This window comes from Brevibacterium sp. SIMBA_078 (genome assembly GCF_046534565.1).
Lineage (GTDB): Bacteria > Actinomycetota > Actinomycetes > Actinomycetales > Brevibacteriaceae > Brevibacterium.
In genome coordinates this window covers 1,671,998-1,686,341 of sequence record NZ_JAWRYQ010000001.1, presented here as the reverse complement: position 1 = coordinate 1,686,341, position 14,344 = coordinate 1,671,998, and the positions used below count along the sequence as shown (strand labels likewise).

The 14,344-nt window shown below is 64.3% G+C and carries 11 protein-coding genes and 1 pseudogene; 2 read left to right on the top strand and 10 right to left on the bottom strand.

What is annotated here, in order from left to right:
- Positions 1-182 precede the first annotated feature (182 nt).
- Both SB749_RS07420 and SB749_RS07415 read left to right on the top strand, forming a co-directional pair.
- Positions 183-2,177 carry an acetoacetate--CoA ligase gene (locus SB749_RS07420; protein ID WP_410709769.1) on the top strand — a complete coding sequence of 665 codons (1,995 nt, stop codon included), beginning with the start codon at positions 183-185 and terminating at the stop codon, positions 2,175-2,177.
- Positions 2,178-2,621: 444 nt separating this feature from the next.
- A complete protein-coding gene (locus tag SB749_RS07415) occupies positions 2,622-3,530 on the top strand; it encodes a hypothetical protein (RefSeq protein WP_410709768.1) in 909 nt (302 codons plus the stop codon).
- A gap of 162 nt (positions 3,531-3,692) precedes the next feature.
- Here the strand turns inward: SB749_RS07415 and SB749_RS07410 are convergent, their stop codons facing one another.
- From SB749_RS07410 to SB749_RS07365, 10 genes and pseudogenes are all read right to left on the bottom strand, one after another.
- Positions 3,693-4,631 (bottom strand): APC family permease, encoded by a 939-nt coding sequence (locus SB749_RS07410; RefSeq protein ID WP_410709767.1) that lies wholly within the window; start codon positions 4,629-4,631, stop codon positions 3,693-3,695.
- Positions 4,632-4,683: 52 nt separating this feature from the next.
- Positions 4,684-5,322 (bottom strand): annotated as a pseudogene (locus tag SB749_RS07405) (APC family permease); the annotation flags it as partial.
- Between the two features lie 259 nt (positions 5,323-5,581).
- Entirely contained in the window at positions 5,582-6,991 is a 1,410-nt protein-coding gene (locus tag SB749_RS07400) for an FAD-dependent oxidoreductase (RefSeq protein WP_410709766.1), read from the bottom strand.
- Positions 6,992-7,060: 69 nt separating this feature from the next.
- The gene (gene fdxA, locus SB749_RS07395; RefSeq protein WP_025776713.1) at positions 7,061-7,387 is read right to left on the bottom strand and encodes a ferredoxin; all 327 of its coding nucleotides are present in this window, start codon (positions 7,385-7,387) and stop codon (positions 7,061-7,063) included.
- Positions 7,384-8,193 carry a uroporphyrinogen-III C-methyltransferase gene (gene cobA, locus SB749_RS07390; protein WP_410709765.1) on the bottom strand — a complete coding sequence of 270 codons (810 nt, stop codon included), beginning with the start codon at positions 8,191-8,193 and terminating at the stop codon, positions 7,384-7,386. Before cobA ends, fdxA begins: the two co-directional genes overlap by 4 nt.
- Entirely contained in the window at positions 8,190-9,569 is a 1,380-nt protein-coding gene (locus SB749_RS07385) for a sulfate adenylyltransferase subunit 1 (RefSeq protein WP_410709764.1), read from the bottom strand. The genes cobA and SB749_RS07385 overlap by 4 nt, the downstream gene beginning before the upstream one ends.
- On the bottom strand, positions 9,569-10,534 hold the full coding sequence (gene cysD, locus SB749_RS07380) for a sulfate adenylyltransferase subunit CysD (protein ID WP_410709763.1): 966 nt from the start codon (positions 10,532-10,534) through the stop codon (positions 9,569-9,571). Before cysD ends, SB749_RS07385 begins: the two co-directional genes overlap by 1 nt.
- On the bottom strand, positions 10,531-11,340 hold the full coding sequence (locus tag SB749_RS07375) for a phosphoadenylyl-sulfate reductase (RefSeq protein ID WP_410709762.1): 810 nt from the start codon (positions 11,338-11,340) through the stop codon (positions 10,531-10,533). The genes cysD and SB749_RS07375 overlap by 4 nt, the downstream gene beginning before the upstream one ends.
- Complete coding sequence (locus SB749_RS07370) at positions 11,337-13,064, bottom strand: nitrite/sulfite reductase (RefSeq protein WP_410709761.1); 1,728 nt, start codon at positions 13,062-13,064, stop codon at positions 11,337-11,339. The genes SB749_RS07375 and SB749_RS07370 overlap by 4 nt, the downstream gene beginning before the upstream one ends.
- Before the next feature lie 152 nt (positions 13,065-13,216).
- A complete protein-coding gene (locus SB749_RS07365) occupies positions 13,217-14,002 on the bottom strand; it encodes a sirohydrochlorin chelatase (protein ID WP_410709760.1) in 786 nt (261 codons plus the stop codon).
- Positions 14,003-14,344 lie beyond the last annotated feature (342 nt).

Genomic DNA, 14,344 nt, shown 5'->3' with positions numbered 1-14,344 from the left:
TACCCTATCGACCGCGCCGCTGACAATTCTCAGCGGCGCAGTTGCGTTCTGGGCGGCCTGCAAAAGCCGCTGGGATGGCGGCGTAAGGTGGACTCAACGTCTCCCCCGCGGAATGAGTGTGCCTCGTTTCAGCTGGTGGAGACCGCTATAGCTACCGCCCACCGCTGTGCTGAGGAGAAGAATTGACCGCTGAACCGATCTGGCTGCCCGACCCTGACCAGACCCCGCGACCGCAGATCGCCGACTTCATCGACTTTGGCAATCAGCGCACCGGAAAGACTATGTCTAGCTTTGACGATCTGTGGCAGTGGTCGGTGGACGACCTCGACGGGTTCTGGGGTGCGGTCTGGGACTACTTCCACGTCATCGCCGACGAGCCTTATACCGAGGTGCTCGCCGACCGATCCATGCCCGGAGCCACCTGGTTCCCCGGCACCCGCCTCAACTACGCCGAACACGCCCTGCGGGCTGGCCTCGATGACAAGCTCGCCGACGAACCGGCCATCATCACCATCACCGAAGACGGCAAACGCACCGAGATCACCTGGCGCGAGCTGCGTCGCCAAGTCGGATCCGTCGCCGCCTGGCTGCGCGGCCAAGGAGTCGAACAGGGCGACCGCGTCGTCGGCTACCTCCCGAACACCCACCACACCCTCATCGCCTTCCTCGCCTCCGCCTCAATCGGGGCCTTCTGGTCCGCCTGCGCCCAGGACTACGCGGCCGAAGGTGCCGGGACGAAACTCGGCCAGCTCGAACCGACCGTTCTCTTCGCCGCCGACGGCTACCTGTGGAACGGTCAGGCTTTCGACCGCCGCGACCAAGTCGCGGATCTGGCCAACCGGATGCCGAGCCTGCGCGCCGTGGTCGGGGTGGGCAACCTCGGCGAGGAATTCACCGATGAACACGGTCAGATCACGAACCTCACCGCCTGGGACGATATCACCGCAGGGGATGCGGAACCTGAGTTCGCGCGCGTCGATTTCGATACCCCGCTGTGGGTGCTGTACTCCTCGGGCACGACGGGGATTCCCAAGGGAATCGTGCACAGCCACGGCGGGGTCGTCATCGATCACCTGCGTCTGCTGGGTCTCCACCTCGACATTCGGCCGGGTGACCGGTTCTTCTGGTACACGAATACGAACTGGATGATGTGGAACCTCGTCGCCTCGGCGCTGGTGGGCGGTGCGACCACGGTGTGCTTCGACGGCAGTCCCCTCTATCCGGGGCCGGGCCGGCTGTGGGAGATCGCCGCGGACACGAAGGCCAATGTGCTCGGGGTCAGTCCCGGGATCTTCCTGGCCGGGATGAAGGCGGGGATCGAACCCGGTAAGGAGTTCGACCTGACCGGGCTGCGGACGATCGGTGCCACCGGTGCCCCGGTGCCTGCCAACTGCTTCCCGTGGGTGCGCGATGCCGTGGGCGAGCGCGTGCAGCTGGCCTCGACGAGCGGCGGCACGGACGTCGTCAGCGGCTTCGCCGGATCCGCTCCGAACTGTCCGATCTGGGCTGGGGAGCTCTCACGGCCAGTACTCGGCGTGGCGTTGGAGTCGTGGGACGACTCCGGCCAGTCTTTGGTTGGCGAGGTCGGCGAGATGGTCATCACCGCCCCGATGCCGTCGATGCCGGTGAAGTTCTGGAACGATCCCGACGGTGAGCGCTACCGCGACACGTACTTCTCGATGTTCCCCGGAGTCTGGCGCCACGGCGACTGGATCACCATCACCGACCACGGCAGCGTCATCATCTCCGGCCGCTCGGACGCCACCCTCAACCGGCAGGGAGTGCGCCTGGGCAGCGCCGACATCTACGACGTCGTCGACGGCATCCCCGAGGTGGCCGAATCCCTGGTCATCGGCGCCGAGCAGCCCGACGGCGGGTACTGGATGCCGTTGTTCGTCGTTCTGGCGTCGGGGGTTTCGTTGTCTTCTGGTTTGCGGGGGCGGATTGTTTCGGAGCTTCGCTCGAAGGCGTCACCGCGGCACGTGCCCGATGACATCATCGCGGTCCCGGCGATCCCGCACACCAAGACAGGCAAGAAGCTCGAGGTCCCGGTGAAGCGGCTTATCCAGGGGCATGCGCTGGGGAAGGTGGCGAACCCGGATGCTGTGGATTCGTTCGAGGCGCTGGAGTACTTTGCGCGGTTTAAGGGTGGGGAGGCCGCAGGCGGCGCGAGCTGAGGAGGGAATGCCCTGGCATAAGCCTCTGCCAAAATTGTGGCGACTTGCAGCCAGAATTCTTTCATTGACATACGTAAGTTATCAGTCGGCCAAGTAGCTAATCCGCTTGACGTTCAACTCCAGCCTCGAATTTTTCACTGCTGGCCTCGGCAATCGAACCACCCCGTTGCTGGTGCGAGTGGTTAAGTTCCGGGGAACCTACCACAACCACGTCGCATCCGAGCCGAAGGCGTATGTGGAGAACTCGGTTACCCTAAATGGAAACGCGGACAAACACCGGGCAGCAGTCGACAAGGCGCCGGCCGATAATCTCGGCTAATTAGAGTCTTTAAACTCGACACGGAATGAGAACAGCCCGGACCTCTGTACCATGATGCCCCCGACCGCGGACGGCTGGACGAGGGAATTGTCGTGCATACCTGGCATTCATGAAAGGTAGTTCATGTGAACGCAGATTGGTGGACCGTGGTTGTTGGAGCAGTGGGCACCCTCGCAGGTGTGACGTCTTTGACTTGGCAAATCGTCGGAGCAGTTCGCGACCGCGGAAGAGTCAGAGTTCACCTGCATTTGAGTGTCTGGGCACCCGAAATGTTGCATCTGACTCGTCGCGAAGATGGCATGTGGCCAATGCCTAAGCATTCCAGGGTCGACGCTTCCGACGCTATTGAACTTGCTCTGGTGACGGTCGAAAACAGTAGTAAGTATCCTCTTTCTCTCACAGAAGTGTCACTTCAAACTTCTCCCGCAAGTGGTTCACGTAAGCGCCGCGTATCTGCCACAACTCCGAAGTCATTCACGCTGAACGACCCGGCTTTCCGAATCCATGAGTATGCACCACATTTTAGGTTGGAGCCCTATCAGCAAGCTGAGTTCCTTTTCGACTATTGGTCTGTGGTCGAACAATTCAGGAAAGCAATGCCGGGACAGGATGTGATCGTTAGAGGCCAAACCAAGGTGGCGGGTATTCGTGGCACTTTCTTATCATCAAAGACGCAGAGCTGGAATATTCCGTACAACAGTGTCACAGGACTCGGCTGGTATAAGAAGGTTCCATTCTCACACATTGTCCGACGCATCCTGGCTGAAAAGAGCCCAAAGAAGGATTTGGATTCGCTACCTCTGGACTACTTGGCCGACGACATAGCCGGGGTCGTGGAAAAAGCCAGTGCGAATCCGAGTGGACCCGCGCATGCACGCGCACTTGAAATTTCAAAGTCCACAACTTCGATTCCAGAAACCGCCGAACTTTCTAGGCATGAGTGGTTCTGGCTGACGGAATCATGGAAAGCTAAAAGCGGCAGTTATACGACTCCTGCAGAGGACCCCGGTCAGCGCGGCTTGCTTCGTGAATAGCGGTAGCGGAAAGCCTTCACAATCGTCAGATTATCCTCGACATTCGCCACACGCTGAACTAAACCGACCCCGTACTCCACTGTTCGTGGATGTACGGGGTCGGGCCGCCTCGGCGAGGATTTCGCTATCTAGCGTCGAAGAATTCGACGCTCTGCCACGGAATCACTCCCCGTCGATGTGTTCGGCTGCGGTCTCCTTGGTGTTCTCGACGTTGGCGACGACCTCCGCCGAGTTCAGGCGGGTCTTGATGCCGACGTAGAAGACGAAGGCGGTGAAGATGGTGCACACCAGCTCGCCCCAGCCGAACGTGAGCACGCCCATGGCGCCCTCACCGTAGTTGCTCAGCAGGCTGAGCACGGCCAGACCGCCGAGCCACAGGATCATCCACCAGCCGGACTTGAACTGCAGCGGCGGGATCTTGCTGCGGTCGCTGAACGCATAGTGCAGGCCGAGGACCACGTAGCCGAGCGCCATCGCCAGGAACAGCTTCCAGTTCGTGTCCCACCCTGTCCAGAACACGATGAGGTTCGCGGCGAGGAACCCGAGGAACGGCAGGACGTCTCCGCCGGGCAGGCGGAACGGACGCTCCTGATCGGGCAGCTGACGGCGCAGGGCGGCCACCGTGATCGGGCCGGAGCCGAAGGAGATGACGGTGCCGGAGGTGATGAACCCGACCATCTTCGCCCACGACGGGAATGGGAAGAACAGGAAGCAGGCGACGATGAACGTGATGAGCAGACCGAACCACGGGATGCCCTTCTTGTTCAGCTTCGTCATGGCGCTCGGCGCATTGCCCACACGGGCCTGCGAATACGACAGACGCGGGGTGAGCGCGGTGAAGATCAGGCCGGTGTCGGCCGGGGAGACGACGGCGTCGATGTAGAGGATGATCGCCAGCCACATCGCACCGAGCATGATCGCGATCTCCGCCCACGGCCCCGCCGAGTTCGAGAACGACAGTCCGCCCCAACCGTCCTTGAGCAGTTCGGTGGGGATGGCGCCGATGAACGCGACCTGCAGGAGGATGTAGATGATGCCGGTGAGCACGATCGAACCGATGACGGCGAAGGGTACGTTCCTCTGCGGGGTTCTTCGTCTCACCGGCGAACTCCACTCCCTGTCGGAATCCGAGGTAGGAGAACACGATGCCCGCCGCGGGCAGGGCCGCGAAGATCGGAGCGATGCCGTTGGGGGCGAAACCGCCGAACTCGGGCATGTGGAAGTGACCGGGGTTGAACGCCAGCAGCGCCAGTCCGATGAACACGAGGACGATGACGATCAGCTTCCACCACACGAGCACGTTGTTGAACTGGGCGAAGAACTTCACGCCGAACATGTTGATGACGCAGAAGACCGCGACCATCGCGATGCTCACGAAGATGCCCGGCACCGTGAGGACGAGCACGCCTTCCTTCGACTCCATCAGCCACGGCATATAGCTCGAGGCGTACTGGACGGCGGCGAGCACCTCGATGCCGACGGTTCCCGCCGCCGACAGCCACGTGATCCACCCGCTGGTGTAGCTGGCGAACGAACCGAAGGCATAGTGCGGGTAGCGCACGACACCGCCGGCGACGGGGAACATGACACCAAGTTCGGAATAGTTGAGTGCCACGAAGATGATGAGGACCGCGCCCAGGGCCCACGACAGGATCGCGGCCGGTCCGGCCATGCTCGCGGCATCGAAGGCACCGAAAAGCCAACCGGAGCCGATGATCGACCCGACTCCGGTGAAGAGCAGGCCGGTCTTGCCGATATCGCGTTTGAGTCCTTTGTCATGGACGACTGTCACGCTCGTATGCGAGCCCGATGACAGGGAATTGCGTGAGGGCACCAGGGCCTCCCTAGGTAGTGACGGCTGAGTTTCCGCCGCCAGCTTTCTCCTGTCGAAACGTGATGTCAATTACATAGCTGGGTTATACGGCAAGGTCACAGACTCAAACGACCCCGAACACGCCTTTTGGGTGTCCGGGGTCGAATGGCGAAACGTTGAGGGTCACTATGTGAGGATTTGGGCCTCGAGGTGGGTGCCGACGCGGTGGGCGCGGGTCTCAGCTCCCGGCGCCCGCCTCGGCGGTCAGGTGGGCCCGCGCCTCGGCGAGCATGGCCTCACGGGTCGCGATCTTCACGCGTTCCCGGCCCTCGGTCTCACCGAGGGCCTTCTCCGCAGCCTCGAGCCGGTGATAGCCCTCCCAGTCCGTAAACTCGACGCCCTTGGATTCGAGCAGCTCGACGATCGAGGTCTCCTCCGGGTACAGGGGTTCGGTGAGCGCTCCGGCGGCCTGATCGTCGAGGATGTGCCCGATCGTCTCGAGCGCGTCGCCCTTCGTGTGACCGATGAGCCCGACGGGACCACGCTTGATCCACCCGGTCGTGTACACGCCGGGGATGACATCCGCCTCGGCGGCCTGGCCCTGATCATCGGCGTCGACGACGCGACCTTCGTGATTGGGGATGACCTTCTTGGCCTCGTCGAAGGGCAGCTGAGGCAGCTGCGTACCCGCATAGCCGACCGCCCGGTACACGGCATCGATGTCCCAGTCGTGGAAGTCCCCGGTGCCGTTGACGCCACCGGTCCCGTCGAGTTCCTGACGTTCCGTGCGCAGCCCGGTCACCCGATCCTCGCCGAGGATGGCCACCGGCGCGTGCAGGAAGTGCAGGTGCAGACGCCGCTTCGCCCCGGTCTCCTCCCGCATCGCAAAGTCCGTGAGCGTCTTCGTCACCTGCTTGACCTGGTTGCTCGATTCGATGGCCTCGAGCGAACCCTGGTCGAACTCGTAGTCCTCGGGATAGACGATGATGTCGACGTCGTCGACCTGACCGAGTTCACGCAGCTCGAGAGGCGTGAACTTCGCCTGCGCAGGACCACGCCGTCCGAACACGTGGACATCGGTGACCTTCGAGGACTTCAGCCCCTCATAGACGTGGTCGGGGATCTCCGTGGTGTGCAGGTCATCGGCCTGCTTCGCGAGCACCCGGGCCACGTCGAGGGCGACGTTGCCGTTGCCGAGCACGGCGACCTTCTCCGCATCCAGCGGCCAGGTCTGGGCGACATCCGGATGGGCGTCGTACCAGTTGACGAAATCCGCGGCCCCATAGGAACCGGGCAGATCGATCCCGGGCAGCGACAGCGGTGCGTCGACGAAGCAGCCGGTGGAGAAAATCACGGCATCGTAGCGGTCAGTGAGCTCGCCGAGGTTGATGTCGGCCCCGTATTCGACGTTGCCGAACAGGCGGATGTCACCGCGGTCGAGGACCTTGATGAGCGCGTTGATGATGCCCTTGATCCGCGGATGATCCGGTGCGACCCCGTAGCGGACGAGCCCGAAGGGAGAGGGCAGGCGTTCGAATAGGTCGATGCTCAGTTCCAGGTCGTGTTCGGCCTTGGTCAGCAGGTCGGCTGCGTAGATGCCGGCGGGGCCGGCACCGATGATGGCCACTCTGAAGGGAATAGTAGGCATAGGTTTCCTTGATCAGTCGTCGTGGAGCGGGGAGTCGCTCGGTGTGGTGGAGCGAGGACTCGCTGCTGGTCAGTCGTCAGTGTTCTGCGGCGGCAGAGCTGCGATGAAGGGATGGTCTTTGTCGACGACCCCGTGAGCGGCTGCTCCGCCCGGGGAGCCGATGTCGTCGAAGAATTCGACGTTCGCCTTGTAGTAGGCCTCCCACTCATCGGGCACATCGTCTTCGTAGAAGATCGCCTCGACGGGGCATACGGGTTCGCAGGCTCCGCAGTCGACGCATTCGTCGGGATGGATGTAGAGGGAGCGGGTGCCTTCGTAGATGCAGTCGACCGGGCATTCCTCGATGCAGGCTCGGTCTTTCAAGTCCACGCACGGCTGGGCGATGATGTAGGTCATGGGTTCCTCACGAGTTCGGATGCCGATGCGGCAGGCTCGGTCGCCTGGGTGAACGCACCATCGGCGTAGGGGCTCAGGGTCACGACATCACCGGCGACGATCACGGCCGGTGACCGGACGCCTCGGCGAGCCGCGCGGAAGGCGATGTCGCCGAGGGTTCCGATGGTCACTCGTTGGTTCTCCCCGAAACCGTCTTCGACGATCGCAACCGGGCAGTCGTCACCGCGCCCGGATCGGGCGAGCACCATCGCCGAATTGATGAGTGTGCCCACTCCCATGAGCACGACAACGGTGTGGTCGCGTCCCCCGCCGATCTCGCCCAGCTGGTCGTGACCGGTCACGACCGTGTACGAGGTGGCGACGCCTCGGTGGGTGAGCGGGATCCCGGCGACTGCGGGAACGGAGTTCGCGCTGGTCACCCCGGGGACGACGCGGACATCGACTCCGGCGGCGCGGCAGGCGATGACCTCCTCTCCCCCACGTCCGAGGACGAACGGGTCCCCGCCCTTGAGACGAACGACTCGGTGACCGAGCTTCGCCTGTGTGATGAGGATGTCGTTGATCCCGCTCTGCGGCACCGGGTGGTGCCCCGGCTGCTTCCCGACATCGATGGTCTGCGCATCCAGAGGTGCACCACGTTCGGTCTCGAGCTGATCGATGACCGATCTGGCGCCGAGGCGGTCGGCCACGATGACATCGGCGCGTTCCAATGCGCGCAGACCGGTGACGGTGAGCAGTCCGAGATCGCCCGGTCCGGCGCCGACGAGCAGCACCGTGCCCGGCTGCTGTGGGAGGAAGAGTGTCATGACTGGTCCTCGGTGGATTCGGGGCCGGGGGCCGCCTCGGGGGTGTGGATTCCGGCAGCGAGGGTGTTCCCTGTCTGCGGGTCGATGACGACGAAGGCTCCGGCCGTGCCGTGGTCGCGGAAGTCCGGGACCGGCAGCTCGGCGGACAGCTTCACCCGGGCCAGGCCGATGTCGTTGCCGGCGAGCACCTCGGCGGGTTCGGTCTTTGAGGTCTCGAGGTTGCGTTTGGACTCGATGGTGACGATCCCCTTCACGGTCGTCGTCCCCGTCTTGATGAGCACCCGATCCCCTGTGCGCAGGCCCTCGGCCGTGAAGGGGAACACCTCGGCGCGCAGTTCCCGGCGCGGGGTGGGCAAGGTGCCGGCTGCGCCGATGACGCTGCCACGGGCGGTATCGACATCATCGGCCAACCGCAGCGCCACCGACAGCGGCGCACTCGCGGTCTCAAGGGGACCGCTGGCGGTATCGATGCCGGTCACCGTCGTTTTCAGCCCGGCGGGGTGGATCTCGATCTCATCGCCGAGGCTGACCCGCCCGGCCGTGATCTGTCCGGCCACGGCCCGGTAGTCCCGGAATTCCTCGGGGTCGAGACCCGGTGCCAGGCCCCCTTGCGGACGCAGCACGGTCTGCACGTCGAGGCGGAAGGCCTCGAGGTCGGCGGTGTCCTCGTCCGCACTCGGCAGGGTCTCGAGGAGTTCGAGCAGTGCCGAACCCGTGTACCAGGGCGTGTTGTCCGAGGTGGTGGCGACATTGTCCCCGGCCAGGGCGGAGATCGGAATGAGGTGCGGGGTCTCGAGGCCGATCTCGTCGGCGAGCGTCTTGATGTCGTTCTCGACGGTCTCGATCCTCGCCTGGTCGTAGTCGATGAGGTCGATCTTGTTGACGGCGATGATGACGTGGCGGATGCCCAGTCGGGAGACGACGGTGAGGTGCCGGCGAGTCTGTTCGGTCGCGCCGGTGCGGGCGTCGATGAGGACGACGACGGCATCGGCGGTCGAGGCTCCCGTGACCATGTTCCGTGTGTACTGCACGTGTCCGGGGCAGTCGGCGAGGATGAACGAGCGACGGTCGGTGGCGAAGTACCGGTAGGCGACGTCGATGGTGATGCCCTGTTCGCGTTCGGCCCGCAGACCGTCGGTGAGCAGAGCGAAGTCGAACTCACCTCCCAGGAATCCGCGTTCCCGGCTGGTCGCTGTCACGGCGGCGAGTTGGTCGGCGAGGATCGCCTTCGCATCGTGGAGGAGCCGGCCGACGAGCGTGGATTTGCCGTCGTCGACGGATCCGGCGGTGGCGAAGCGCAGCAGCGTCTTCGTCGTCGTGTCCAACGTCGGCGTCGCCTCGGTGGTGGTTGTTTCGGTGGTGGTCGTCGTCGTCATCAGAAGTACCCGTCCTTCTTGCGGTCTTCCATCGCCGCGGCCGAGATCCGGTCGTCGGCACGAGTGGCACCGCGCTCGGTCACAGTGGTGGCGGCCACCTCGGCGAGGATGGACTCGAGGTCATCGGCGCTCGATTCGACGGCCCCGGTGCAGCTCATGTCCCCGACGGTGCGGTAGCGGACCTTCTTGGTCGTGACTGTCTCGTCCTCGCGCGGGGTGGAGAATTCGCCCGTGGCCCACCACATGCCGTCGCGCTGGAAGACTTCGCGATCGTGGGCGAAGTAGAGCTCGGGCAGCTCGATGCCTTCGCGGGCGATGTAACTCCACACGTCGAGTTCGGTGAAGTTCGAGATCGGGAACACGCGCACGTGTTCGCCGGGCAGGTGGCGGCCGTTGAAGAGGTTCCACAGTTCGGGGCGCTGACTGCTGGGGTTCCAGCCGCCGAATTCGTCACGAAGGGACAGGATGCGTTCCTTCGCCCGGGCCTTGTCCTCGTCGCGGCGGGCACCGCCGAAGACAGCGTCGAACTTCCCGCCAGTGATGGCGTCGAGCAGCGGCTGGGTCTGCAGGGTGTTGCGGGTCCCGTCGGGGCGTTCGCGCAGGCGACCGTCGTCGATGTAGTCCTGGACCTTCGCCACCGTGAGGTCGAGGCCGTACTTCTCCGCCGTCTCGTCGCGGAAGCGGATGATCTCGTCGAAGTTGTGTCCGGTGTCGACGTGGAGGAGTCCGAACGGAATCTTCGCCGGCCAGAACGCCTTCGCCGCGAGGTGGAGGACCGTCACGGAGTCCTTGCCGCCGGAGAACAGCAGCACGGGACGTTCGAACTCGGCGGCGACCTCACGGATGATGTGGATCGCTTCAGATTCGAGAACGTCGAGGGTGGACAGGCTCGCACCCGGATTGTGGGCGGGCGCCGCCTCGGGGGCGGTGTGGGTGTCGTTGTTGAACTGGGTGTCGATGCTCATGTGTGGAGTCCGCATTCTGTTTTGGTCGATCCGGCCCAACGGCCGGCGCGGGGGTCTTCCCCTTCGGCGACGGGACGAGTGCAGGGCTGGCAGCCGATCGACGGGTACCCCTGGTCAAGCAGCGGGTTGACCGGGACGTCGAAGGCGCGTGAGTAGTCGAGGAGATCATCGAAGGACCACGCGGCCAGAGGATTGACCTTGACGAGTCCGTTCTTCTCATCGAAGGTGATCAGCGGCGTATTCGTCCTGGTGGGAGCCTCGTCACGGCGGACTCCGGTGAACCAGAGTTCGTAGCCTTTCAGCGATTTCTTCAGCGGTGCGACCTTGCGGCGGGCGCAGCACAGGCCCGGGTCGCGGGCGAAGAGATCCTTGCCGAACTCGGCGTCCTGCTCTTCCACGGTCTGCTCCGGGAGGACGTCGACGATGTGGACGTCGACACGGCGGGCCACCTCGTTGCGGGTGTCATAGGTCTCCCGGAAGTGATAGCCGGTGTCGAGGAAGAGGACATCGACGCCGGGCTGGTACTGGGCGACGTAATGCGGCAGGGCGGCGTCGGCCATCGAGCAGGCCACGGCGCAGGCCGCGGTGTCGAAGTTCCGGGACACCCAGCGGATGACGTCGGCGGGGTTGGCCTCGGGAACACCGTTCTCCGGGTCACCGGCGAGCTCACGGGCACCCGCCTCGGCGACGGCCTTGAGTTCCTCGACGGGGCGTGGTTCGGGGCGGGACTGGGTCGCTGCCCTTCCCTTCACCGCGGTTGCGGTGGTGGGAGCCGCCTCGGTGGTGGTCGTGTTCGTGCGGGTCATACCAGTTCCTCCTCGTCAACACGGTGGGCCCATTCGGAGAATGTTTCGGTCTCCTCGCGCCCGGCGAGGAAGCGGCGGACGAGCTTCTCGACGTAGTCGCTGAGGTTCTCGGCGGTGACCTTGAGCCCGCGGACGGTGCGGCCGAGGCCGGCCTCGTCGCGGTCCTTCGAGGCCAGACCTCCGCCGACGTGGACCTGGAATCCGGGGACCTGTTCGCCTTCGTCGGTGGTGACGATCTGGCCTTTGAGTCCGATGTCGGCGGTCTGGATGCGGGCGCAGGAGTTCGGGCAGCCGTTGAGGTGGAAGCTGATCGGGTGGGGCAGCTCCTCGATGTCGGCGAGGCGCTCCTCGAGCTTCGTGATGGTGTCAGCTGCGGTCTGCTTGGTCTCGACGATGGCGAGTTTGCAGTATTCGATGCCGGTGCACGCGATCGTCGAGCGGCGGAAGAGGTCCTTGCGACTGGAGAGGCCCAAGGCGTCGAGTTCGGCGACGACGGTTTCGACGTCCTTCTCCTCGATGTCGAGCAGCAGGAACTTCTGGTGCGGGGTGGTGCGCAGGCGGGTGGAGCCGTACTTGTCGGCGAGGTCGGCGACCTGGCCGAGCAGCGTGCCCGAGACGCGGCCGACGACGGGGCTGACCCCGATGTAGTAGCGGCCGTCGGTCTGCTTGTGCACGCCGACGTGGTCGCCAGCGGTGATCGGCTGGGCCGGTGCCGGACCGTCGGCGAGTTTGTATCCGAGGTATTCGGTCTCGAGGATCTCGCGGAACTTCTCCGGACCCCAGTCGGCGAGCAGGAACTTCAGTCGGGCTTTGTTGCGCAGGCGGCGGTAGCCGTAGTCGCGGAAGATCTGGGTGACGCCGAGCCAGGTGTCGACGACCTGGTCGGGGGCGACCCAGGCGCCGAGGCGTTCGGCGAAGCGGGGGACGACGGACAGGGCGCCGCCGACCCACAGGTCGTAGCCGATGCCGTGTTCGGGGTGTTCGACGGCGACGAAGGAGCAGTCGTTGATCTCGTGGACGACGTCCTGGCTGGGGTGGCCGGTGATCGCGGTCTTGTATTTGCGCGGCAGGTTCGACAGGCTCTGGTCGCCGATGTAGCGGCGTGAGATCTCTTCGATCGCCGGTGTCGGGTCGATGAGTTCATCGGCGGCGATGCCGGCCACAGGTGAGCCGAGGATGACGCGGGGGACGTCGCCGCAGGCTTCGGTGGTCTGGAGTCCGACCGCTTCGAGGCGGCGCCAGATCTCGGGGACGTTCTCGATCTCGATCCAGTGCAGCTGGATGTTCTGGCGGTCGGTGAGGTCGGCGCTGTCGCGGGCGAATTCGGTGGAGATGTCGGCGATGACCCGCAGCTGCTCGGTGGTGAGCTTTCCGCCGTCGATGCGGACACGCAACATGAAGTACTCGTCCTCGAGCTCATGCGGCTCGAGCTTCGCGGTGCGGCCGCCGTCGATTCCGGGTTTGCGTTGGGTGTACAGGCCCCACCAGCGGAAGCGGCCGTGCAGGTCGTCGGAGTCGATCGAAGAGAATCCCTGCTTGGCATAGATGGTTTCGATCCGGGCGCGAACGTTGAGGCCGTTGTCTTCGGCTTTGTCGATCTCGTTTTTGTTCAACGGTTCATGGCCGTCGATCTTCCACTGCCCATTGGACTTCTTCGGGCGGGCGGGCCGCTTAGCGGTCCGTTTACCTGCCGTTTCCTTGTTCTCTTCCACCTGAGTGGACATTGCTGTCTCCAAACGCTGAGGGGAACCAGTGATGAATCACGGTACATGAATGCCGAATTGCTCAACAAATTATCGGAGGGATTGTGTCATGGAGTGACATATGGCGTCACGGTCTGCCGCGGGGCGGTTGGGGCCGCCTGCCGCGGGTGCGGTCAGGCGTTGAGCATGTCCGCGACATAGGCGTGGGGTTGGACCCTTTCGCGGATGCCTCCGCTGACCCGATCGCGGACGATGTCGACGAGTCGGGGCGGCACGGCGGCGCCGCTGCTTCCGTTGGTGAGCAGCGGCGGGGATAGAACACCGGACGAATCACTGCCGCCGTCGACGAGTTTCCGTGCGAGGTCATCGAAGAATCCCGGCGCCAGCAGATAGTTCGCGAGCACGGGTCGAGCTGCGCGATCACGACTCTCCGCGACGAGGTCATTCAGGGCCACTCCTCCGCCTGCGAGGAAGCCGACCTCGACGGGGCGCTCGAGTTCTGCGGCCAGCAGCCGGCCCATCTCGCGACAGGACTCGTTCGCCCGCTCGTCGCTCGAACCGGCGGCGGCGAGGATGACCTCGTCGTTGTCCCGCAAGGGCGGAAGCCGATCGGCGAGAATCTCTGCGAGCCTCGGGTCGGGCCCGAGCGTGGGCGTTCGTCGAACGTCACGGCCCGATTCACCGGCACGACGTGCCGCCTCGGCGAGGTCGACATGGACGTGATACCCCGGCGAGAGCAGGAGCGGCACGAGGATCACCGGACGGTCGGCGGGCAGGCGAGCGATCACCTCGTCGACGTCGGGCTTCTGGACGTCCACATGGCCGAGCATGACCTCGTCGGCGATCCCGCGAATGCGCAGGTCTGTGGCGATCTCTGCCGCGAGCACCTCAATGAGGACCTGGCCGGTCGGCGATGAGGTCCCGTGGGAGATCAGACCCACGGACGGCAGCCCCGTCACAGCGCCCACTCCTGGGCAGGCCTCTGCGCCCGGAATCTCACTGGCTGCGGCGCCCGACCCCGCGCAGGAACCGGGGGTGTCACGGTCATCGCGCAAAGCAATTGCTCAACGACTACACGGCCCGGGTGAGCAGCTCTCGTCACTTTTGATTGCATTCGCACAGCGTAACCCATCAGTGTCAACGCCGCATACAGGCTCGTCATCAGGGAAATACCGCCATGTGGCGTCATCTTTCGACATACAGCGACCGAGTTCGTAGGATTGCGGATGATTCGCCATTCTGCTCAACAGTTTCGCTAGTGTGTCTAGTCAACGCGTCTTTGCGTTCCTGACACCGCCCGC